Raw genomic sequence first — 23,625 nt, 5'->3', positions numbered from 1 at the left:
CTCAGACAGCCGCAGATACGATAGCCAGTCAGATTGAAACGATTGTTCATAGCCATGAGCCAGATGTGGAAGTTTCTGAAATTGTACAGGAATCTTATATACCGGAAAAAAAGCAGGAGGCCAATGAATCCTATAACAATGAGGATAAGAAGTTGACAGTTCGTTTAGCGACTGGTGCAGCAATCTATGCCATTGGTATGGCATTGACTGTTTTTGCGAAAGTGCCACTGCCTATCGAGTTAGCTTTTCTCATTGTTTCTTATGTTATTCTTGGTGGAGATGTTGTATGGCAGGCTGTGAGGAACATTTCAAAGGGGCGTGTATTTGATGAACATTTTTTGATGAGTGTTTCTACGATTGGGGCTTTTGTCATTGGTGAATATCCAGAAGCAGTTGCTGTTATGCTATTCTATCAGGTAGGTGAATTTTTTCAGTCATTGGCTGTTAAGCGTTCAAGAAAATCTATATCAGACTTAATGGATATACGTCCAGATTCTGCTACAGTAAGAAGAAATGGGGAATTGATTACCATATCTCCAGAAAATGTCTCCATTGGTGAGATTATTATTGTAAAGCCTGGTGAAAAAATTCCATTAGACGGTGTGGTATTGGATGGAGATTCTATGCTGGATACAAGCGCCTTAACAGGAGAATCAGTTCCGAGAAGTGTTCATAAAGGAGACGAAGCACTTTCCGGTTGTATGAATCAGACGGGTGTCTTAATGATTAAGACAACAAAAGCATTTGGTGAATCTACGGCTTCAAAGATTATTGATCTTGTGGAAAATGCGTCAAGCCGAAAAGCACCAACAGAAAATTTTATTACTACATTTGCACGTTATTATACACCTGTGGTTGTAATCTTAGCAGCTTTTCTGGCGATTCTGCCACCGATCATTCTTGGCGGAGGCTGGACAGAGTGGATTCGCAGAGGATTTGTTTTCCTTGTGGTATCTTGTCCATGTGCATTGGTTATTTCAATCCCGTTGACTTTCTTCGGCGGCATTGGTGCAGCATCTAAACGAGGTGTTCTTGTAAAAGGAAGCAATTATTTAGAGGCACTTAATAATGTCAGCGTTATTGTGTTCGATAAAACCGGAACACTTACAAAAGGTGTTTTCAATGTGACGGATATTTTGCCTGCAAATGGATTTTCAAAAGAACAGGTTCTGGAGTATGCGGCAGATGCAGAGAGTTTTTCTAACCATCCTATTGCAAAATCCATTCTTGCTGCTTATGGAAAAGAAATTGATCAGTCAGTGATTTCTGATTATAAGGAAATTTCAGGATATGGAATCAGTGTAATGGCAGCGGAAAAGAAAGTTTTTGCTGGCAATACGAAACTTATGGATACAGAATGTATAGAGTACACAACCTGTGAAAACGCAGGTACAAAAGTTTATTTGGCTGTAGATGGTCAATATGCAGGATGTATTTTGATAACAGATGAAGTGAAGCCGGACAGTAAAAAAGCAATTTCTGACCTGAAACATATCGGCGTGGAAAAAACAGTCATGCTTACCGGTGATGATGAAAAAATTGGGAAGTCTGTTGCAGAAGAATTGCAGTTGGATGAATATTATGCACAGCTGCTTCCTGACCAAAAAGTGGAAAAGGTTGAGCTTTTAGATAGTAAAAAGAGACCGGGAAGCAAATTGGCTTTTGTTGGTGATGGTATCAATGACGCTCCTGTCCTTGCCCGTGCAGATGTTGGTATTGCAATGGGTGGGCTTGGTTCGGATGCGGCCATTGAAGCAGCAGATGTAGTTCTGATGACAGATGAACCGTCTAAGCTGGTGGATGCGATTGAAGTAGCAAAAGCGACAAAACAGATTGTCATGCAGAATATAGTGATTGCTCTTGGGATTAAGAGTGTGTTCCTGATTCTTGGCGCTCTTGGTATTGCGGGAATGTGGGAAGCTGTATTTGGTGATGTAGGCGTTACCATAATTGCTGTTTTAAACGCAATGAGAATTTTGAAAAAATAGGAAATGAGGTGGGAATGTGAAACGAAAACTGATTCTGTTAGTTGTTACGATTGTTTTTCTTGTAGGGTTTGGTGCCATTTTACATTCACCGCCTTCTATGATTGATGCAGTCACAGGAGCAACACCGAAGTCAAAAAAGGCGGCTCAAGCCTCCGCACAGTTGGAAGGCTCTTATGTTCTCGGTATTAATATGATGTCAGATGGTCTCGACAACGAGAACACCCGGAATAAATTAAAAGAATTGGCACTGGACGATTCGGAAACAAATGAAACAGATCTCATGAAAACGGACATTAGTTTTCGGTTATATGTATCTGAGACGGATTATCCGCTTGTCAGTTATGCTAAGAAACTCTGTGACAGGTTGAAACAGGCCGGTTTCTCCGTAGATCTGAAAGAGTACAGTAACACAATGATGCTATCAAGAGTGGTAAGTGGAAAGTATGATGTATTCCTGGCATCGGATGATTTTATTGACGTTACAACGCTAACACAGATGGACTATATGATCATGGACAGCGAAGAAATGAGGTGAGCGGGAATTTATGAGAAAATGGAATACGATTTTGTCTGTTTTAATGCTTCTCATTTTTATGATTCATGGAATCATGGGCAGCTTTATGCTGAACGGAGTTGGAAGTAGCGCAGGGAAACTTCTTGCATGGATTGGTGTTGGTATTCTTGTTGTGCATACGGTGATTGGTGTCATCCTGACAGTTCAGAGTTTACAGACAGCGAAGCAATCCGGAAAAATGTATCTGAAACAGAACGCCATATTCTGGGCGAGACGAGCCAGTGGGCTGGCAATACTGATCCTGCTGTTCTTCCATATTGGCTTGTTTGGAAAGGTGCAGAATGGGACATATATTTTGTCCCCTTTTACAACGGTAAAGATGGTAACTCAGCTTTTGTTCGTGGCGGCAATCTTTGTTCATATTTTTATCAATATCCGCCCATTGCTCGTATCGCTGGGAATCATCAGTTATAAAGAACGAAGGGGTGATATTTATTTGATTCTTTCGGTGCTCCTTCTGTTTATAGCGGGCGCAGTTATTTTCTATTATATTGGGTGGCAATATCTATGAGTAAGACAATTATTATTATAGGTGCTGGACTGGCAGGACTTTCAGCGGCTTTGCAGGCAGCGGAAAATGGATGCAATGTAAAACTGGTTTCCTCCTTTCCATCAGAGCGGGCGCAGTCTGTTATGGCGGAGGGCGGTATCAACGCAGCTTTGAATACAAAAGATGAAAACGACAGTCCCGAAGAACATTTCACAGATACAATAAAGGCGGCTTGCGGTCTGGCAGACCCAAATGCAGTTTGGGGAATGACACAGGCAGCACCGGAGCTGGTGCACTGGCTGTTAAAACTTGGAGTTCAATTTAACATGAGCGGCTATGATGATGTGGATCTGCGGAATTTTGGCGGGCAGAAAAAGAAAAGGACTGCTTTTGCGCAGAGCGATACCGGGAAGCAGATCATGACAGCTATGATAGACGCTGTTCGCAGGAAAGAAGCATCTGGTATGGTAGAACGGTTCAGCCATCATTCTTTCCTAACACTTCGTCTGTGTGACAATATTTGTTGTGGCTGCGTAATCAGGGATGAATACAGTCAGGAGACTGTGGAATTACCGGGGGATGCGGTTATTGTTGCCACCGGTGGTATGCACGGATTGTTTGGAAATACAACGGGTTCGCTGAGCAATACAGGAGAAGTCACCGCAGAATTGTTCCGGCTTGGTGTTCCTCTGGCAAATGGCGAGATGATCCAGTATCATCCGACAACTGTGAAATGTGGTGGAAAACGCATGCTCATCAGCGAGGCGGCCAGAGGGGAAGGTGGCAGGTTGTTTGCCATGAAAGATGGAAAACAATGGTATTTCATGGAGGAAAAATACCCGGAGCTTGGAAATCTGATGCCACGAGATATTACCGCAAGAGAGATATGGAAGGTCAGCCATGAATCAGAGGTATTTCTTGACATGACGGAAATATCGGACGAGATTATTTCAAATAAGCTATCTGGTCTGGCAGACGATTGTATGACCTATCTGCATAAAGATATACGAAAGGAACCGGTGTCTGTTTTACCGGGAATTCACTATTTTATGGGAGGCATTCTGGTGGATGAGCAGCACAGAACGCCGATTCAGAATCTTTACGCTGCCGGAGAATGCTGTGCCCAATATCATGGTGCCAACCGTCTTGGTGGAAATTCTCTGTTAGGAGCGTTATACGGAGGACGTGTTGCGGCAAAATCAGCATGCGAACAGGCAGATGTAGTAGATCTATCTTGTGCGACACAGATAGATTTTCCACCAGCGTCCCAAATTTCAGAAATAAAGCAATTAAACAAAGTGATGCAGGAGACTATGGGCGTTGTCAGAAATGAGAATACGTTGTTAAATGGGATTCAAACGGTACAAGCGCTGACAGGAAATCTTCCATTGCTTGGCATGGCAGTTCTAAAGAGTGCTCTTGCAAGAAAAGAAAGCCGTGGTGCACACTGGCGGGAGGATTATCCGAAGAGCAATGACGATGATTACCTTAAAACAACGGTAGCCAGATTTGATGGAAAGCAGATACAGATTTCCTTTGTACCTGTTCCAGAAAGGCGGTGATTCACTTGGTATATAAAATAAGAATCAGGCGGCAGGAGAGTCAGAAAGCAGACAGTTATTGGCAGGAATTTGAGTTTGACGGAAGCAGAAACAGCTCTGTTGCTACTGTTCTAAAGGAATTGAACAGTAGAACCCCTTTGAAAGATAACTCAGGGAATATAGTTACTCCCATCAGCTGGGAATGTAGCTGTATGGTGCGAAAATGTGGGGCTTGCGCCATGCTGATTAACGAACGTCCGAGGCTGGCATGCTCTACATTTCTACATACGTTAAAAGGTTCTACAATTACCTTGGAACCTTTAAGCAAATTTCCGCTTGTAAGAGATTTGATCGTTGACCGGTCAAATCTGTTTGAAAATTTGAAAAAACTGAACCTTTGGCTGGAAAGTGAAGCTTATATGAGTTCGTGGACACATGAACCGAGATACCAGTCGGCACGCTGTCTGATGTGTGGCTGCTGCCTTGAAGTGTGTCCTAACTTCTCTGCAAATGGGACTTTCGCAGGCGCTGTTGCTGCAGTCAACGCATTTCGGATTCTGAATGAAGAACAGGAAAGCACTCATTTGAATGAGATTTCTGCTGAATATAAGAAGAAATATTTTGAGGGATGCGGGAAGTCGTTATCTTGTCATGATATTTGTCCGATTGGTCTGCCTGTGGAAGAACTGCTTGTAAGGTCGAATGCAGCGGCTGCTTGGGGCAAATAAAATGGATGATAAAAGCTATAATGAATGTATGAAGGGGCTGTTGCACAAGGAAAAACGTCCAAGTGCAGCAGCCCCTTTACGGTTAAATGCCTCCAAAAGCACAAAAACGCTCGCCATAGACCCCCTAATTCCCCAAAAGCAGATAACTCAAACAGGCCCTTCTGAATAACGATTGTTTTCCAGAGGAGCCTGTTTTCCAATTCCAAGCTGGTGTATACGATGGACTTCAAGGTGACTCCGCACATGCTGCGGCACACCTACATCACCAACCTGATTTACAAGGGTGTTGATCCAAAGACGGTGCAGTATCTGGCAGGCCATGAGAACAGCAAAACGACTATGGACATCTATGCGAAAGTCAAGTATAATAAACCTGAGAATTTAAGTAGCGTTGTGAATGCTGCATTAGGGCTGCGTTAAAATGCACCAAAATTTCGCGATTTCGTGGGTTTACCTATGGGTTTACTGAGAGAGGAAAGCCCGAAAACCCGCATGAATGCTGGACTTTTCGGATCAAGGTCAGGTGAGTACGGCTTGAAGGCAGCTCGCCGTGCACCGCAGTTCTCCAAGAGATAATCGACACTTCAAAATGTACAAAAACCCCGGAAGCATATGGCTTCCGGGGTTTTTTCATGCCCAAAACAGTTTGTCGTAATTTGTTCTGATTTGGCCATTTTTCAGTTATAAGACAAATTGAGTCAGTAAAAAGGGCTTCAAATCTTTGATATAGAAAGATTTTTCTGCTTACTTTGCTCTTCTACTTGACTTATTCGTGTGTTTATCATACTATAAAGTAAATATCGGAGGTGAATTGAAGAGATGAGTAACTTGTTTTGTGCCGTTGTACCCATTGCAAGAAAGTTAAAAGTCTATTCACTCGATATATTATAGTTGTATCACTTTTAATGAGAGTGACACTGTTATGTTATGCCGAGCTGCAAGAATTAACTTTCTTGCAGCTCTTATTTTATGTCTTCACTCACGGAATAAAGGAGAAATACAATATGTCAATGATTCGGGGCGAGAATCTTAGTTTTTCCTATCCAAGCAGTTATGATACTATTTTTGAAAATGTAGATTTTCAAATTGATACAGATTGGAAGCTTGGGTTTATTGGAAGAAACGGCAGAGGAAAAACAACTTTTCTAAATCTCCTACTTGGGAAGTATGAATACCGTGGGAAAATACACGCCTCTGTGCAATTTGATTATTTTCCATATGCTGTTAGCGACAAAAATAGATTAACCACGGATATTCTTTCGGAAGTTTGCCCGTTTGCGGAAGAATGGGAGCTGTTGAGAGAATTATCTTATCTGGAAGTCCGTGAAGATGTGCTTTGGAGGCCTTTTGTTACGCTTTCCAATGGCGAGCAGACCAAGGTGCTGCTTGCAGCGCTATTTCTGAACAGCGGACACTTCTTGCTGATTGATGAACCGACAAACCATTTAGATATGAAAGCCAGGGGAATTGTTTCGGACTACCTGAAACGGAAAAAGGGATTTATTTTAGCCTCTCATGATCGTTGCTTTTTAGATGGATGCGTTGACCATATTTTATCCATTAACCGATCAAACATTGAAGTGCAAAGCGGAAATTTTTCTACTTGGTTTGCTAACTTTCAGCGCCAACAGGAATTTGAACGCAATCAAAATGTAAAATTGAAAAAAAACATTGATGCGATGCAAAAGGCTGCTCAAAGAACTTCGGTTTGGTCAGAGCGGATTGAAGTGTCAAAATATGGAAACGGTCCGATTGATCGGGGATATATCGGTCACAAGTCCGCAAAAATGATGAAGCGCTCAAAGTCGATTGAAGTACGGCAGCAGCGGGCAATTGAGGAAAAGTCGAGACTTCTTAAAAACTCGGAAACAGTTGAAGCTTTGAAAATCAATCCACTTTTCTATTTTGCGGATACCTTGGTGACATTTTCTGATGTTGTACCGATTTTCGATGGTAAAGAAGTCTGCCAACCAATCTCTTTTGAAGTAAAACAGGGAGAGCGCATTGCTCTTGACGGAAATAATGGTTCCGGAAAAACAAGTCTACTAAAGTTGATACTGGGGCGACAAATAGAATATCAGGGTGTGATTTCGGTTGGTTCCGGGCTCAAACTGTCCTATGTGCCGCAAGATACTTCTACGCTGAACGGCTCTTTATCTTTGTTCATAGAAACCAACAAAATTGATGAAAGTCTATTTAAAGCAATTTTACGAAAAATGGATTTTTCACGAGTACAGTTTGAGAAAAAAATAGAGGATTTTTCAGAAGGGCAAAAGAAAAAGGTGTTAATAGCAAAAAGTCTTTGTGAGCAAGCACATCTGTATGTATGGGATGAACCACTTAACTACATTGACATTTATTCACGAATGCAAATTGAAAAACTAATCAAGGAGTTTTATCCCACCATGATTTTTGTGGAACATGATCGGGCTTTCAGAAACACGATTGCAACCAAAAGCATACAATTGACTGTCAAATGACATGTCTTTATATTCTCCGTAAAACATCCGGAACAGCTGTTGTGCAAACTCATTCTTTTTTTCTGCAGATGCTGATATCGACCACAATATTCCTCGGAAGCACTGACATGGCAGAGCACTCCTTAAGAACGCGGAAGAAGCGTGGTGGGAGCAACTCCTACTCAGCGCGGCCGATGTAAGCGAGCCGAAATCGGAGGTCAGAAGCTCGACGCCACAAGCGGAAACGCAATTACCGGATACGTTTTCGATGGGGAAAGCCTATGTAGACGCCCCGGAACCGTTTCTACTGTTTCTGGAAGCGCTGATACGCGGGCGCTACGGAAATATCATTCGTGCCAAAGGCCTGATTCCTGCAGGGGCTTGCGCGCTTCGCTTTGACGTGGCGGACGGACGCTACAGTGTGCGCCTCGAAGATCCCGACTCTGTACAAGAGACAGATCAAAACGCCGTCGCGGTCTTCATAGGGCACGGAATCGCGAAGCAGGCGATACGCCGTGTGATACATCAAAAAAACATAGCGCAGCGCGGAAAGATACGATTTACCGCCGCAGCCAATCAGAGATAAGAGACTTTCCGATCTACACGTTCGCAGGGTGGCAAGAGGTAGGGGAGGGTCTCTTTTTTATGTTATAATTTAAGTAGAATGTGACTAAAGGAAGGACGATGCACAGACTGCGGGGATGACTGAATGTCAAAAGATGAATATTTGATCACAGATGCGCCACTCAAGGCGCTGACAGTTTTTGCGATGCCGCTGATTCTCGGCAGCTTCTTTCAGCAGGTCTATAACATGGCCGATTCCATTATAGTCGGTCAATTTGTGGGATCGTCTGCCCTCGCTGCAGTCGGTGCCTGTGCGGCGCTCACGAATGTCTTCATCTGTGTGGCCCTCGGCGCAGGTGTCGGTGCCGGTGTGCTGGTGAGTCGCTATTTCGGGGCCAAAGAATACGACAAGATGAAGACCATCGTGTCGACTTCGCTTATCAGCTTTTTGCTGCTCAGCATATGCCTCGGCATCATCGGCTTTTGCTTTTCGCGGCGGATGCTGTGCGTCTTACAGACGCCGGATGACATCCTGGACACGGCGGTGTTGTATCTTCGTGTCTATTTTGTCGGTTTTCCGTTTTTGTTCATGTACAATATTCTCTCGAGCATGTTCACGTCTATAGGCGAATCCAAGATTCCGCTGGGACTTTTGATTTTTTCCTCGGCTTTCAATGTAGGGTTGGATTACCGGATGGTGGCGGGACTGGGACTCGGCGTATTCGGCGCAGCGCTTGCGACCTTAATCGCACAAGGCATTTCCGCAGTGTTATCGCTCCTTCTTTTTTTGAGCCGGATGAAGCGTTATCAGGGAAGTTTTCGTCGCTTTGACCGGCAGGAATTACGGACCATGTTACGTATCGCGGTCCCTTCGGTACTGCAGCAGTCCACCGTCTCTGTCGGGATGATGATTATACAGGCGGTTGTGAATCCCTTCGGAACCCAGGCGCTCGCAGGATATGCGGCCACCATGCGGGTAGAAAATGTCTTCTCGTTGATCTTTGTGTCCATTGGCAATGCGGTATCGCCCTTTGTATCCCAAAACCTCGGTGCCAAGAAGGCGGAGCGGATTCGGAAAGGGTATCGTGCCGCGCTGGTATTGGATGCTTGTTTTGCTTTGCTGGCGTTTCTGATCATTGAAAGCTTGCACACACGCATTTCCGCGCTGTTTCTCGGAAAGGACGGAACGGAACTCGCATATCGGGTGTCCGGAGAATACATGAAATGGCTCGGCTATTTCTTTCTTTTCATGGGAATTAAAATGGCGACGGACGGCGTGCTTCGCGGACTCGGTAAAATGCGCCCGTTCCTCCTTGCAAACATGGTGAATCTCGCGATTCGCCTCTCGGTCGCCCTGCTGTTTGCACCGCGCTTTGGCATCGCGTTTGTCTGGCTTGCGGTCCCAGCCGGGTGGTTTGCGAACTTTTTGATTTCTTATATCGCGCTCAGGAAGGCGTGGCCCGAAAAGAAAGTGCAGTCCTAAGCACCCGGAAAAGGGATTACGTTGTATTCGAGACGGCCGCTCACGAAAGTGGGAGGCTGTCTTTTTTACGGCAACTTTGATCGGTGCGCACTGATTTTCCGGTGGAAAGACAGGACGCGATGCGTTAAACTCTTATTAGCATTATATAACTAATTGACAAAACGTTGCGGAGCATCGGTATAGAAATTCCGGTTTGATTTTTCGGCCGGAAAACAGTGCGGCGCCGTCAGCGGCAAAGGTTCTTATGAAGGGAGTGATACGATGAATGATTTGAGAGAGATTTATGAACAGCTCGGAAAGCTATACGAAACCGAGCGGGAAGAGATGCCGGTTTTGGATGAGTTTATCCTTGAGTACCGCTGGTTCATGTGTGCTGATACGAGAGGCCGGGTCTCGCAGTGCTTGCGCATGGGTAAGGAGAAGAGTCCGGAGGCATATAGGGCGGTATTGTCAAAAGAGCTCGGGAAACCGGTTGATCTGGTAATTAAAACATTTTTGGAATCGGGAGATGAGACGCTTCGGGAGCCGCTTGTCGCACTGTTGAATTTGATGAGTAAGCCGTTCAATTCCGAAGAGAGGCTCCTCAAACAAGGGATTACGCGGGAGCCGGGACTCCGGTTTCCCTATGAGGTTGCGGGCAAGAAAGTCGGCATCATAGGCTACGGACTCTACAATCAGTTTTTCCTCGGAAAATGTAAGGAGTTTCATGCCTTTGATTTGCGACCGGAAAAGGGACTTTTGAATTACCGCATCGGGAGAGAGGGCATGAAAGTCTATCCGGAGGGAATTCACTGGCATCTCGGGAAAAGTGCCATTGACTATGCGGATGTGCTGAAGACCCTGGACATGGTCATCATGACGGGATGCACGATTGTCAATGACAGCTACCGGGATATCCTGGCCTGCTGTGAGAAGGCAGAGGTTCGCGGTATTTACGGCCCGAGCAATGAACTCTGCCCCGCGTATCTCTTTGATCTCGGGTACAACTATATTTTCAGCGCCTCGGTGCGCGACAAGGAGAGCTATTTGCAGGCTCAGCTTGCGCCGCTCCCCATGGGAGAAGATTTGAAATTCATGGATTTATACATACTCCGCCGGAACTAATTCCGGTGTCTCAGGGCGGCTCGACAAGAGGGCTGCCCTTTTTGTACTTTTTCGCATCATAGCAGGTATACAAGCATTTCCCGCTTTCTAACTTGACGGAAGTCTGTACAGGAAGTAAGGTAAATATGAAAGAATTATGAAGAAACGCGCCAAAGTGTAAGAAAAAAACAGTCATTTTGCAAGGGCGCGGGACGGAAGAGGGGGAATTCTGTGAAAGAGAATGAGCGGGAAAAACTGCGGCCTTTGCTCTTTGAGGCGCTGCTGAACCTCCAAAGGCATGACTACGGTTGGGTCGGCACGGACAAATTAGAACAGGAATTGCGGAAGGTAGGGATTCGATATCAAGAATACGGCGCAGAGACGCTGCGCGCCTTTTTGGAGTTCTTTCCGGAAGACCTTGCCATCACGGACAGTGCTGCCACACAGGCGGGAGAGCCGGAAAGAAGCTATGTCATTTTGCGGCAGTACCGTCAATTAAGACGTCAAAAGAGGCGGCAGGATGGCAAGGTTCCGGATGAAAAGAAGCCGGCTTTAGCCAAGCTGCTTCGGGACATCTTGCAAAATTTGTCGCTGGAGCAGGGCGAATGGATTTATATCACGCAGGTCGGAAACGCCGTGGCTGCGGCAGGCATCAACTATAAAGAGTATGGCTTCATCCAGCTGAATCCGTTTCTGCAGCAGTTTGCGGAACAGATTGAGTTGCAATCTTCCGATCCGTCCGGGACAAAAGCGGAGGCAGTGGTGCGACTTCGCCGCTTTGAGATGAACGTTCCCCGCAGGGCGGAAAGCGCGGCGGCTTGTGAGAGCGAGCCGGAAAGTCCGAAATTCGCTCTGGACGATAGTCTGAGAGAACGGCTTAAAAAAGAGATTTTGAAACGGGCGCAACAGATTTCCCTCGAGGAAAACAGGTGGAGAGCCGCGAAGTCTTTTCTTGAATTCTTGCGGCAAACCGGCGTGGATTATAAGAAGTACGGCACCGGTGACGGTTTCCTGTTTTTAAAACAGTTTCCGTCTCTGCTTGATGTTCGGATGAAGGCATCCGCCAACGGTAAGAGTCTCTATCATGTGGTCCGGCTGCACCGTGAAGAGCGAGCGTCCGGACAAACGCCGCGAAAAATTGAGGCAGAACGCATCCCCGAAGACAGGAGGGCTTCGGAGGCACCTGAAGCCGCTACCTTGCGGGATTCACGCCCTTTCGCCAAGGCGTCGCACGAGAGGTTACAGAGACTTGTGAAGCTCCTGCGCCCGGAGCGCTGGAGCTACGGAGAGGCTGCTTTACCTGTCTCGGTGACGGCTCCCATCCTCGGCAGATATATGGAGAACCACATTTCCCGGATATGCGCCGAGCATAAGTTCCGGCATTGCCGGGAAACCTTGCCCGGCTATCAAGATGTGCAGTACGGAATCTGCCATACCGGGCTTGTCACAGCGGATTTCAGACCGATTTATGCGTTCTTTAAAAATAATCTTTTGAAGACCGGTCCGCGCTGGAATCTGGAGAGTTTTGCGGCCGTCGGGACACAGGCGTTTGAGGATGTTTCCCGTCACTTTGAAACACTCCCGCCCGCAGCCGCGTATGAGTTTCCGGAGATACAGGCTTTGTCGGACGGCGCGGCGCTGTACTGCGATTACTGGCGGATACTCACGGAGCAGACGAAGAGACTCCCGCTCGATTTTTTACAGAGTTTTTGCACGCGGGAGATGCTGACAGGCGGGGACAGCACACCGGAAGAGGTCTATACCCTGCATCCGGACAATGCGGCGCGAAACCGGTATTTCGCGAACTTAGGCAAACAAATCGAAGAGGTGCCGGGAGTATCGGAGGCGATGAAGCAGGCGTTCGGACAGATTGTGAACCGCAGTCTGCGGGAGTTTCGCTGGAACCGGAGCGTGGCACTGCCCGGCTATGATGCCGCGCGAAATGTCTGTGATATTCTGTTGCCGCTCCGATTTGCGGAAGGAAGGGAGCCGGAACGCGCGATAGCGGTAGAGCGCACAGAGGCAGGTGAGTATATCGCAAGGGAAGTGCTCTCCCTCTCGAGCGCCTACCGCAGGTGCCGCGCGGTTCTGTACCCGGAGAGTCAGTGGCTCTCGGCGGAAAAGACGGTTGCCTACGACCTGGGCTGAATATTGCGAGAAGTGAAGCGACAGCAAGCAGCTGTTGCGGCTGTAGGGCATAATGATCCGCCATCGGGAGACAGTGAGTTATACCCTGATTGAGAAGGTGCAGACAATGTTGATAAGCCGAATGAAGAAGGGAGAGTGGATTAACAGCGCAGGTTATCGGGGCAAAGTTCCGAGAGGCGGATTTTTTGGCAACAAGATGAGAAGAAGTCGGCGAAGGGGCTGCGCCAAACTGTCAGGTATCATAGCGGCGCAGATAAGCAGGTAAGAGAAAGGGGGATGTGTCATGAAAAAGAAGTTTGTGGGGGTCTTATTTCTTTGCTGTATCGCAGCGAGTGTGGCGTGCGGCGCAAAGTCGCAGGAGGTCAAGGCAGTGGGACAAACGACGGTCGCGGCCAAGGTGAAGAAAAATACGCACGTTGCGAGTCATGCGGCCGCTGTGACAGAGAGCGGCGCGGCAGAAACAACCTCTGCCGCGAACGAGCGTGCCGCGGAGACAGCATCAACCGCAGAAAGCAGCGAAGCACCGACGGAAGCGCTGGCTGCGGAGACCTATCTCTGCTTTCAGAGCAGTCGCTATACCTACGGAGAATTTCAGCGGGACCTGAGTCAGTTGCAAAAGCAGGCGGGGAGCGCGCTGCGGGTCGATGTGCTCGACAAGACAGTCGACGGCAATCAGCTCTATGACCTCCGCATCGGGAATCCGGAGGCAAAACATCATCTGCTGGTCTTCGGCGGTATTCACGCGCGGGAATATATTACAGTGCAGCTTGTGATGCGGCAGACCGTGGAACTGCTGGCCGCGCAGCAGAAGAACGGCAGTTTCCGCGATGCCGCAATCAGAGATTTGCTTGCGGACACGGAGATCCACTTGATTCCGATGGCAAACCCGGACGGTGTCAGCATCAGCCAGCTCGGCATGGACGGCATTCACACGGAAGCTGTGCGGGAGACGGTCCGAAATATCGCATCAAAGGACGGAAAGCAGCTCACGGCGGGCTATTTGCAGCAGTGGAAGTCGAATGCAAACGGTGTCGATCTGAACCGGAATTTCGATGCGCTCTGGGAGTCGTATAACGATCACCTCGGGCACGCCTCGGCGGATCACTATAAGGGAACGGCGCCGGAGTGTGAGATTGAGTCGAAGGCGCTCGCCGATCTGACCCGGCGGGTCAAATTTGACGCGACTCTCAGTTACCACACGCAGGGCGAAGTGATTTACTGGAACTTCGGGCAGGAGGGGGCGCTTCGCGACATGACCCTGGCCCTCGCAAAGCGAACCGCGGAACTGACCGGCTACCGCCTGGACGGCAATTTTCAGGTGCTCGACACAGCCGGATATAAGGACTGGGCCATCTCGAAGATGGGTATCCCGAGTCTCACGATTGAGGCGGGGCACGGCGGAAACCCGGTGGATCCGACGCAGATGGAAAGCATTTGGCGCGAGAATAAGGATGTGGTGCCGATGACACTGGAGATGATTGTAAAAGGCGAAGTACACCGCATCAGTGAAACAAAATAACCGGGGGGAGCAAACGAAATGGCAGAAGGAAAGGGCAGAACGCATATTGTGGCGCTCGCGGCAGCGGGCGTTGTGGCTGTGGGGATCGTGGCCGGCGTATTGATTGCGAGTCAGAGACCGGAGAAGCGCTTTGAGGCGGCGGCGCTGCAGACAGAGACCCGTGAAACGGAAACGCGCCGTGAGACGGAAACAAGCGCTGCGGAGACCGAGACGGCAGCTATGACAGCGGCGACAGCACCCGCAACGACCGCAGCGACAGAGGGCGCGCCGCCCGTGACAGCGGCAGCGACAGCCGCATCGGTGGCGGTAACCGCAGCGGCTACTGTAGCTACGGACTACTCGCGCACCATGTATGTCTCGCACTGCGCGCAGTCGATCTCGCTGCGCGAATCGCCGACTACGGCAGCGCGCGCCGTAAAGCAGATTCCGTTTGCGGCGCCGGTGACAGTGCTGGAGACCGCGGACAACGGTTTTTACAAGGTCATCTACAACGGAACCACAGGGTATTCGCTCGCATCGTACCTCATTAACTACCAGCCGGATGAGTCGGAGCGGCTGGACAAGCCAGTCGGCGCGGTAGAGACAACCGCTGTCCCCGGCCCGACATACCGGACCATGTTCTGTGTGAACTGCAGAGAGTATATTACGCTTCGCAGCGTGCCGGACACGAAGGGCGCGGATCTCGCGCACATTCCGCTCGGCGCTTCGGTCAGCTATGTGAGAACAGCCGACAACGGTTTTTACGAGGTGATTTATAACGGTAAGCGCGGCTATGCGCTGGCGCAGTATCTGAGCTACTAAGAAGGTTGTGTTTCGGTGACGGGGGAAAAGGTAAGAGCGGCAAGGAGATTCGGTATGAGCTTTCGGAGGCGCCGGACAGTACAGATAGCGCCCCGCAGAGCTATACGGAGCCGCGTACGTTCCGGCGAAACGGAATCTACCGGATTAAGTGCTATGCGATGAATCAGAGCGGCGAGGCGGGTGAGCCGACCGAACTGAACTTTACCATTCAGCTGGATCCGGAGAAATACCACATGAACAGCTGGTATCAGGGCAAGGACGGCGGCTGGTATTACAACAACGACGCGGGTGAACCCGTGATCGGCTGGCGCCTCATTGACAACAACTGGTACTACTTCGCGGACGACGGCAGAATGAAGACCAGCTGGCTGCAGCTGGACGGCAAGTACTACTACCTCGATGACAACGGCGTAATCGCAAACGGCTGGCGACAGTTTGAGGGGCGGTATTACTACTTTTTAAGCGACGGCAGTATGGCGGTGAACCAGTGGGTCGACGGTGCCTGCTATGTGGGAGCGGACGGCGTGATGCTGGTGTCGACGACGACACCGGACGGCAATCAGGTCGATGCGAGCGGCAAGAAGATTGAGAGAAGCCGGAACGAGAAAGCGGTAGAGGCTTACAGGAAGGTGCTTCTTGACCGGAAGCTGGAATGGTTTGGGACGTTCGGGCGGACAGTTTGCCGTCGTGGATATCAACGGCGACGGCGTATGGGAACTGCTGGCACAGATAGATGTGGAAGGGTATGATGCGAACGTTTCGAAAATATTTTATTTTACAGATCAGCTGCAGCAATTTTCTCTGGATGGAATAGAGTGTTGGGATATTCTCATGCCATCTACCCATCGACTTCTGATTGATAGAAGACGAGGAAAAGACATAACAAGAGTTATCGGATTCGATAATAAAGTGATAGAGTATACGGATGCATATATTTTTTGGTATGGGCTTTATAATCGAGATGGGAATATTACGGAGGAAATCCGAAAGAAAATGCAGCAGGCGGTCGAAACAGATTATACTGCGCCCTGCTATCGGATGGAACTGATTGATATCACAGAGAGTAATGTCAATCAGTATTTAAGCGGAAAGGGAAAAGAGAGCAATCTGACCTATCTTGGAGATCACTACTGAGATTCTTTGCCGCACAGAACCGACTTTACATGGAGTGAGTATCATACCTGTACGTTCGAAGATGCCGGCGGACGAGATATAAGATTTGGAAAAGATGAATTCAATACGGTCGGTTTTGCTTGTCCAGGGGTGGAAACGGGTGTATACTAGCAACGAACTCAATACAGGGGAGCTTGTGTGACAGGCTGAGAGGAAGGATGACCTTCGACCCTTATACCTGATGTGGGTAATGCCACCGTAGGAACTTCTTTTGCTCTGTGACTTTGACAGGAGGATGCCGCTGGTGGCTTCCTCCTGTTTTTGTTCAAATTTCAGTGAAAGAGGGAGAATCAAAATGAAGCGGCTTGATATCAGGAAAGTGGCCTTGGCCGGTCTGTTCTGTGCGGTTGCGGTACTGGGAAGTCTGTTTTCGTTTCCGGCTTTCGGGAGCAAATGCGCACCGGTGCAGCATGCGGTGAATATCCTCTGCGCGGTGTTGCTGGGGCCCGGATACGGCCTCGCTGTGGCATTTGCGGCTGCGCTGATCCGCAATTTGCTTGGGATCGGCAGTCTTATGGCATTTCCCGGCGGCATGTTTGGCGCCCTGCTTTGCGGGCTCGTGTATGCAAAGACGAAAAGTATCCCGGGAACACTGCTCGGAGAAGTGTTTGGCACGGCGGTGCTCGGCGGTCTCTGCGCCTATCCGGTTGCCATCTTTTGGATGGGAAAGAGCGCTGCGGGTCTTGCCTTTTATGTATTTGTGGTTCCGTTTCTGATTTCTACGGTCGGCGGTGCGATTCTGGCCGCGATTCTGATTTACAGCTTGCAGACAGCCGGACTCCTGCGACATATGCGGGAAGCGATTCATGGATGAGGAGGAAAAGTATGTTTCAGACGATATTTGCCAATGTGAGAAAGGCTTGTCCACTCGTGCACAACATCACGAACTATGTGACAGTCAATGACTGCGCCAACATGTTGCTTGCCTGCGGTGCTTCTCCGATTATGGCGGATGATGAAGAAGAGGTCGAGGAAATCACCGCGCTCTGTGCGGGTCTCAACATCAACATCGGCACCTTGAACCGGCGCACCATAGCATCCATGCTGCTCGCGGGAAAGCGGGCAAATGTGCTGGGACATCCGGTTGTGCTGGATCCGGTAGGTGCCGGTGCCTCGAAGCTGCGCACGGAGACGGCGGAGCGGCTTTTGAAAGAAGTGAAATTCACGGTGATTCGCGGTAACATCTCCGAGATCAAAACCCTGGCGTACGGCAACGGCACCACGAATGGCGTGGATGCGGATGTCGCCGACAGAGTGACAGATGAAAATCTCCCGGAGATGGTCGCCTTCGCGAAGGCATTTGCAGCGAAAACCGGCGCTGTCATTGCCATTACCGGTGCGATTGATATTGTGGCGGACAGCAGCCGGGCGTACTGCATCCGAAACGGGCATCCGATGATGGCTTCGATCACGGGAACAGGCTGCCAGCTTTCTGCGATGACAGCGGCTTTTGTCGCGGCCAACAGAGAGCAGGCGCTCGAAGCTACTGCGGCGGCTGTCGCTGCGATGGGCTACGCCGGGGAGCTCGCCTATGAGAGACGCAGCGCGACCGACGGCAATGCGACTTACCGGAACGGCATCATTGATGCGATTTACAACATGACACCGGAGACTTTAGAGAAAGGCGCGCGCTATGAAGTGTACTGAGGAGATGATGCGGCTCTACGCCGTGACGGACAGAACCTGGGTCGGAAAACAAAGCCTCGCGGGGCAGGTGGCGGCAGCGCTTCGGGGCGGTGTGACCTGCGTCCAACTCCGCGAAAAGGAGCTGGATGAGGAGCAGTTTCTTCGGGAAGCCGAGGAAATCTTTTCGCTCTGCAAGGGGTATCGCGTGCCCTTTTTCATCAATGACAATGTCGCACTTGCCCTCCGCTGCCACGCCGACGGCGTACATGTGGGGCAGGACGATATGGATGTCGCCGCTGTGCGCCGTCTGGTCGGGCAAGAGATGATGATAGGCGTATCGGTGCATACCGTCGAAGAAGCGCGCGCAGCGGCAGAGGGCGGCGCGGACTATCTCGGCGTCGGCGCCATGTTTGCGACATCCACCAAGACAGATGCAAGTTTGGTGACCAAGGAGACACTCCGCGCAATCTGTGACGCTGTTTCGATTCCAGTGGTCGCAATCGGCGGAATCAACAAGTCGAATCTGCTCGAACTCGCGGGCACCGGTGTCGACGGCGTCGCCCTGGTCAGCGCAATTTTCTCCGCGGCAGATATCACGGCAGAGTGTCGCCTGCTCTACGGCTTGTCGCAGGAGATGACAGAACTTGAAAAGTGAAAGGATTGATAAGAAACGAGCGGAAGGAGGACATGAGATGAAAGTACACACAGCGCTCAGCATCGCCGGGAGCGATTGCAGCGGCGGCGCGGGAATTCAGGCAGATCTTAAGACCATGACCATGCAGGGAGTCTATGCGATGAGCGCAATCACGGCGCTGACGGCACAGAATACAACCGGTGTCCGCGCGATTCAGGAGGTGAGCCCAGAGTTTCTGGGGCAGCAACTGGACGCAATCTTTGAGGACATCACGCCCGATGCAGTCAAAATCGGCATGGTGGCCTCCGGCGAACTGATTCATGTGATTGCGGAAAAATTGCGGCAGTACGGGGCGGTCAATGTGGTACTGGACCCCGTGATGGTCGCAACCTCCGGCGCGCCGCTGCTGAAAACCGATGCCGTGCAGGCGTTGACGGAAGAACTGTTTCCGCTCGCCCTGCTGGTGACACCCAATATTCCCGAGGCAGAGCTGCTTTCCGGTTTGACCATTCATACCGAGGAAGATATGTTGCGGGCAGCGGAGAGCATCGGAAATCGGTATGACTGTGCCGTGTTGCTGAAAGGCGGACATAGGGTCAATGAGGCAAACGACCTTCTCTACCGACAGGGAACTGTACAGTGGTTTCGCGGAGAGCGCATCTGGACCGAAAATACCCACGGCACAGGTTGCACCCTGTCGAGCACGATTGCCGCGAATCTCGCGAAGGGCTTTTCACTGGCAGAGTCCGTGGAGCGCGCCAAGGCCTATCTCACCGGCGCACTGAAGGCCGGGCTTGACCTCGGCAAAGGCTCGGGACCGCTCGCGCATTTTTATGGCCTGACCAACGCGTGACCGTTGTCAAAGAGGGTAGTCATGAAATACTATGAGGCAGAACCAACGCCGGAAATCCTGGAAAAACTGCTACAGCTGTCCGCGCAGTGGGCGGCAGAACAGAGCTGCTACGGCTATTGCCCAAATACGGAAGCGGACATCGTGGGAAAACGGATTTTCCTCGCGGAGGATGAAGACGGCATCGAAGCGTATCTGCTCGGCAAGATTGAGACCGCGAAGAACATGAAGTCCATTATGGCAGAGGGAACAGTGTACTTCGAAGCAGAGGAATTGTATGTTGTCCCGGAAAAGCGCTCGCAGGGAATCGGCGAAGCGCTGTTTCGCTTCGCGGAAGAAACAATCAAGAAGGACGTGCAATTTATTGTGCTCAGTACCGCGAGTAAGAACAGCAAGGCGATTTTACATTTTTATCTGGATGAACTGGGGATGCAGTTCTGGAGTGCGCGGTTATTCAAGAAGGTGGGCTAAGCGCTTGAGTTATTACCGTGTGAAGATAAAACGGAACCGGTACAGGCTTTTCCGGAGATATCAACGATGTCCGGAAACAAGGAAGCATGCTTTACCGGAATTTATGAGAATTTTTTTGCGGTTTGTATTCTATCGAATGATAAGCAAAAGTGCCCGGCATGTTTGTGTCGGGCACTTTTGGCGTAGTACTCAACGGGATAGATTAAGAAAATGACTTATCAGGACAGTAATCAAAGATATGAGATTTTGAGTCGATGCTTTTGTAGGGAGAAGAGAGAATGTGAAAAGGAACTCCGCTTGCGTATATAACTGCTATTCCGCAAGCACAGCTCCATGCAAATACATCAGTTTCAAAGCCGACCATACGAAATTCTTGTAGAATATTCCCGAGAAGGGGGCGTCAATTCTTACAAAGTGGTATAATGGATTTAATATTTGTTTAAAACGTCTGGGGTGTGAAAACAAAATAGCGGTATGAGATTCAAATTACGACGGATTGCTTCAAAAGCATGGTCAAGCGTGTGCCGGAATCTAAAGTGATAAAATACAGCATACTTTTGGAAATTAATTGCACAGATATTGCGCAAAACTAGTATTAGATAAATAAGCTGGTAGTGATATAAAAGAATATGCTAGAAAATGATAAAATAAGAATTGAGGCCGTTTATGAACTATAGTGCGGATAGACCGATTGAGTCCGATAAAGACGATTTGCTCGAAAGAGCTTCCTTTGCCAGCCACCTGGGAAAAGCAATTTGCGAATGTGATGCAAAGGATGGTTTTGTGATTGGAATATACGGAGAGTGGGGGAGTGGAAAAACATCAGTTATTAATATGGCTATCCACACAGTCGAAGAGGTATACAAGGAGGAGAGTAACAAACCGATTATAATTAAGTTTTCACCATGGAACTATTCAGAACAGAGTAATTTAATTAGCACATTCTTTAACTCGCTTCAGAACCAAATAGCGATAAAGGGAGACGATGAATTTAAGAAAAAAGTGGGAAAAGCGTTGAGTGATTACGCAGGAGCTTTTGATGCACTTTCCATTATACCGGTACTTGGACCTGGATTTGCCGCACTTTTCAAAACCGTTGCAATTGCGAAGGGAAATTACTTGATGCAAGAGGTTAATCTTGATAAAGCTAGGATGGATTTGGAAGATTGCCTAATTAAATTAGATAGGAAAATCATAGTAATTATTGATGATATCGATCGGCTGACAAACATACAAATTAGAGATGTGTTTCAGCTGGTTAAGCAAGTTGCAGATTTTTCGAATATTATCTACCTCCTTGCTATGGATAGAAAAATTGTTTGTCGTGCACTGAAAGAGGTTCATAATGTTGAAGGAAATGAGTACTTAGAGAAAATTATTCAGGTTTCATTTGAAATACCACCGTTACAGAAGGTGCAAATCAATGAGATCTTATTGGGAAAACTTGCTGAAATTGACGATGGTTTAGTGTGCTGCAATAAAGAAATAGACTATTTTCGAGCTATAAGACATGACTGCATAGAACCGTATATCGATACAGTGAGAGATATTAATAAGGTAGTCAATACATTTCGCTTTAGATACGGTTACTTACGAGAAGAGACTAATTATGTAGACTTGCTGGCAATCACTACACTTGAGGTAATGGAACCAGAGTTATACAAGTGGATTCATAATAATAGAGAAACTCTATGTAGTGGTATGACATATGGCTCCAAAGGAATAATCAAAAATACTACGGATTTGGAGAAACATTACAAAGGAGAGTTTGAAAATATAAGCGTGAATCCTGAAATAACAATTAGATGCCTTTCCACGTTGTTTCCTGCTTTTGAGGCAGCTCTTAATGGCGAACGTGAAGCCGCTTATTCAATCGATTATATCAGAGGAAGACAGAGAATAGCACATTATGAGAAATTTGAAATCTATTTTGCCTTTAACCTCAGTGTAATTAAGGTGACGAGAGCTGAGATTGATTTATTCATGAATAGTCTTGAGTATTCTGATTTGTGGATGGAAGTTGAAGACATATATTTAAGAGGAGATATTGATTGTTTTTTTGATGAACTCGGTCCGCTAGTTGATGAAATTCCTGAACATAGACTAAATCTTATTGCGAGTGTTCTGTTAAGACTACTGAATAAGATTGGGGGAGATTCAAAGAGTACTAAATCTGTTGAGGTTTATTCTGAGAAAGTTGGGAGTATTCTTATTGAAGTTTTGAATAGAGTTGATTGCGATGAAAATCGATGCAATATTATTGTGCGGGGAATTGAGCTGTTTGATATTTGTGGTTTTGGAGCATTATCTGTTGTAATAGATGAAATGGTGCCAATAGAAGGGGAGTTTCGAGATGAAGGACGAAATACAAATATATATAAGAGTGTCATCAACCGAGATGATTTGGGTATAATCAAGAATAAATATGTTTAGAAACTAGAAGGGTGGAGCGATTCCGAAGAACTTTTAAAAATGAATATGTTTGGGCAAGCCTACTATCTTTGGAGGAGAATAGATTACCTGAGCGCAGAAATACATATGCGAAAGTTATTAAGGAAAAATATAGTGAATTCCCTGAGATTTATCTGTGCAATAGCCAATGAATGGACTGCAACAAATGGAGAGGGATGGTGGTTTTCTCAGGAGAGCTATTCGGATTTAATATTACCCAATGTTGTATATGACTATATTGACAAGTTTGACAAGAATCAGATGACTACTTTCTCAAGAACGGAACTGCTTAAATTAGCATCATTCTATTTGAACTATAGTCGGGATGAAATGTACAAGGCAGATAAAGACGAAGCAAGAGAATTAGTTGATGAATGGTTAAGTTATCCACAGTAGATATTAATATTTCTCAAAATTTCTGCTCGTTCTCTATAAGTTGATAAACATAGTTTGGAAGCGTATGGTCGGTTAAACCTGTTGCAATTTGAGCTTAAGAGAGAATCTACCCATGATACAGACCAAGCGCCTTTCTCTTCGCCGAATCATAGCGGAAGATTGGAAGGACATTCAGTCAATACGGGTCAGTGCGGCTAAGTCTGTGTGCGCCCAATATGACAGGCCGAACGATCTGGATGATGCCTCGGTTCACACTCGAGTTGCAGGCTAGATTTGCTTGCGGAGAGTGGCGCCCACATCTTTCTGGCGGTTTGCCTGAAGAACAGGGTGATTGGTTACTTTTCCCTAAATGAACGCGGAGAGGGCTATGAACTAGGCTATTGCTTTCATTCGGATTTCCACGGAAAGGGCTATGCGAGTGAGAGCTTAAGGGCTGTGTTAAGGTTCCTGCGGGACTAGGGCGTTCTGTTTGTTGAGGCGGGGACAGCGCTCCGGAATACGCCTTCGCTGTGCCTGCTGCGTTCACTCGGCTTTGAACTCTGCGGGACAGAGCGGGTCTCCTTTTACCGTGATGCGGAAGGGAAGGATACCTTCTTTGGTGGCGGTATCTTTGTGAATCGTTTGCACCGTGATTTGCGAAAGCTAG

General features: G+C 48.1%; 22 protein-coding genes, 1 pseudogene and 1 riboswitch. All 23 genes and pseudogenes read left to right on the top strand.

From position 1 onward, the window contains the following. Window positions 1-1,988, top strand: a 1,988-nt coding sequence (locus tag HMPREF9623_RS02200; protein WP_009532263.1) for a heavy metal translocating P-type ATPase, incomplete at its 5' end; no start/stop codon positions are given. Window positions 1,989-2,004: 16 nt separating this feature from the next. Then, window positions 2,005-2,523: a DUF6921 family protein gene (locus HMPREF9623_RS02195; protein ID WP_009532262.1), complete on the top strand. Its 519-nt coding sequence runs from the start codon at window positions 2,005-2,007 to the stop codon at window positions 2,521-2,523. Between the two features lie 10 nt (window positions 2,524-2,533). Continuing rightward, entirely contained in the window at window positions 2,534-3,073 is a 540-nt protein-coding gene (locus HMPREF9623_RS02190) for a hypothetical protein (RefSeq protein WP_009532261.1), read from the top strand. Then, on the top strand, window positions 3,070-4,614 hold the full coding sequence (locus tag HMPREF9623_RS02185; RefSeq protein ID WP_009532260.1) for an FAD-dependent oxidoreductase: 1,545 nt from the start codon (window positions 3,070-3,072) through the stop codon (window positions 4,612-4,614). Before HMPREF9623_RS02190 ends, HMPREF9623_RS02185 begins: the two co-directional genes overlap by 4 nt. Next, on the top strand, window positions 4,611-5,321 hold the full coding sequence (locus tag HMPREF9623_RS11100) for a succinate dehydrogenase/fumarate reductase iron-sulfur subunit (protein WP_330362058.1): 711 nt from the start codon (window positions 4,611-4,613) through the stop codon (window positions 5,319-5,321). The genes HMPREF9623_RS02185 and HMPREF9623_RS11100 overlap by 4 nt, the downstream gene beginning before the upstream one ends. Before the next feature lie 204 nt (window positions 5,322-5,525). Continuing rightward, window positions 5,526-5,741 (top strand): annotated as a pseudogene (locus tag HMPREF9623_RS02180) (tyrosine-type recombinase/integrase); the annotation flags it as partial. A 584-nt stretch (window positions 5,742-6,325) separates the two neighbouring features. Continuing rightward, on the top strand, window positions 6,326-7,801 hold the full coding sequence (abc-f, locus tag HMPREF9623_RS02175; protein WP_009532257.1) for a ribosomal protection-like ABC-F family protein: 1,476 nt from the start codon (window positions 6,326-6,328) through the stop codon (window positions 7,799-7,801). A 247-nt stretch (window positions 7,802-8,048) separates the two neighbouring features. Further along, a complete protein-coding gene (locus HMPREF9623_RS02170) occupies window positions 8,049-8,366 on the top strand; it encodes a CobW C-terminal domain-containing protein (RefSeq protein ID WP_009532256.1) in 318 nt (105 codons plus the stop codon). 123 nt (window positions 8,367-8,489) lie between these two features. After that, window positions 8,490-9,827, top strand: a complete 1,338-nt coding sequence (locus tag HMPREF9623_RS02165; RefSeq protein WP_009532255.1) for an MATE family efflux transporter — start codon at window positions 8,490-8,492, stop codon at window positions 9,825-9,827. Between the two features lie 261 nt (window positions 9,828-10,088). Then, a complete protein-coding gene (locus HMPREF9623_RS02160; protein ID WP_009532254.1) occupies window positions 10,089-10,931 on the top strand; it encodes a Rossmann-like domain-containing protein in 843 nt (280 codons plus the stop codon). Between the two features lie 210 nt (window positions 10,932-11,141). Next, window positions 11,142-13,058: a DUF3825 domain-containing protein gene (locus HMPREF9623_RS02155; RefSeq protein ID WP_009532253.1), complete on the top strand. Its 1,917-nt coding sequence runs from the start codon at window positions 11,142-11,144 to the stop codon at window positions 13,056-13,058. A gap of 283 nt (window positions 13,059-13,341) precedes the next feature. Next, window positions 13,342-14,577, top strand: a complete 1,236-nt coding sequence (locus tag HMPREF9623_RS02150) for a M14 family zinc carboxypeptidase (RefSeq protein ID WP_009532252.1) — start codon at window positions 13,342-13,344, stop codon at window positions 14,575-14,577. 18 nt (window positions 14,578-14,595) lie between these two features. Further along, a complete protein-coding gene (locus tag HMPREF9623_RS10775) occupies window positions 14,596-15,378 on the top strand; it encodes an SH3 domain-containing protein (RefSeq protein ID WP_009532251.1) in 783 nt (260 codons plus the stop codon). A gap of 5 nt (window positions 15,379-15,383) precedes the next feature. After that, on the top strand, window positions 15,384-16,127 hold the full coding sequence (locus tag HMPREF9623_RS02140; RefSeq protein ID WP_009532250.1) for a hypothetical protein: 744 nt from the start codon (window positions 15,384-15,386) through the stop codon (window positions 16,125-16,127). Further along, window positions 16,066-16,512 (top strand): hypothetical protein, encoded by a 447-nt coding sequence (locus HMPREF9623_RS11415; RefSeq protein ID WP_154646088.1) that lies wholly within the window; start codon window positions 16,066-16,068, stop codon window positions 16,510-16,512. The genes HMPREF9623_RS02140 and HMPREF9623_RS11415 overlap by 62 nt, the downstream gene beginning before the upstream one ends. Before the next feature lie 155 nt (window positions 16,513-16,667). Next, window positions 16,668-16,773: riboswitch (TPP riboswitch) on the top strand. A 73-nt stretch (window positions 16,774-16,846) separates the two neighbouring features. Then, on the top strand, window positions 16,847-17,365 hold the full coding sequence (gene thiW, locus HMPREF9623_RS02135) for an energy coupling factor transporter S component ThiW (RefSeq protein ID WP_009532248.1): 519 nt from the start codon (window positions 16,847-16,849) through the stop codon (window positions 17,363-17,365). Window positions 17,366-17,376: 11 nt separating this feature from the next. After that, window positions 17,377-18,198 carry a hydroxyethylthiazole kinase gene (thiM, locus tag HMPREF9623_RS02130; RefSeq protein WP_009532247.1) on the top strand — a complete coding sequence of 274 codons (822 nt, stop codon included), beginning with the start codon at window positions 17,377-17,379 and terminating at the stop codon, window positions 18,196-18,198. Further along, complete coding sequence (gene thiE / locus HMPREF9623_RS02125) at window positions 18,185-18,832, top strand: thiamine phosphate synthase (protein ID WP_040799193.1); 648 nt, start codon at window positions 18,185-18,187, stop codon at window positions 18,830-18,832. The genes thiM and thiE overlap by 14 nt, the downstream gene beginning before the upstream one ends. 37 nt (window positions 18,833-18,869) lie before the next feature. After that, the gene (gene thiD, locus HMPREF9623_RS02120; RefSeq protein WP_009532245.1) at window positions 18,870-19,664 is read left to right on the top strand and encodes a bifunctional hydroxymethylpyrimidine kinase/phosphomethylpyrimidine kinase; all 795 of its coding nucleotides are present in this window, start codon (window positions 18,870-18,872) and stop codon (window positions 19,662-19,664) included. A 21-nt stretch (window positions 19,665-19,685) separates the two neighbouring features. Then, window positions 19,686-20,132 (top strand): GNAT family N-acetyltransferase, encoded by a 447-nt coding sequence (locus HMPREF9623_RS10770; protein ID WP_009532244.1) that lies wholly within the window; start codon window positions 19,686-19,688, stop codon window positions 20,130-20,132. Window positions 20,133-20,798: 666 nt separating this feature from the next. Beyond that, window positions 20,799-22,565: a KAP family P-loop NTPase fold protein gene (locus HMPREF9623_RS02110; protein WP_009532243.1), complete on the top strand. Its 1,767-nt coding sequence runs from the start codon at window positions 20,799-20,801 to the stop codon at window positions 22,563-22,565. Between the two features lie 105 nt (window positions 22,566-22,670). Further along, window positions 22,671-22,979: a hypothetical protein gene (locus tag HMPREF9623_RS02105; RefSeq protein WP_195891203.1), complete on the top strand. Its 309-nt coding sequence runs from the start codon at window positions 22,671-22,673 to the stop codon at window positions 22,977-22,979. Between the two features lie 273 nt (window positions 22,980-23,252). Continuing rightward, a complete protein-coding gene (locus tag HMPREF9623_RS12225) occupies window positions 23,253-23,438 on the top strand; it encodes a GNAT family N-acetyltransferase (protein ID WP_083826742.1) in 186 nt (61 codons plus the stop codon). Window positions 23,439-23,625: the final 187 nt, after the last annotated feature.

Origin of the sequence: Stomatobaculum longum (genome assembly GCA_000242235.1) — a bacterium.
GTDB lineage: Bacteria > Bacillota > Clostridia > Lachnospirales > Lachnospiraceae > Moryella > Moryella longum.
The sequence above is the reverse complement of the archived record's forward strand: the minus strand, read 5'-3'. Positions and strand labels throughout refer to the sequence as shown.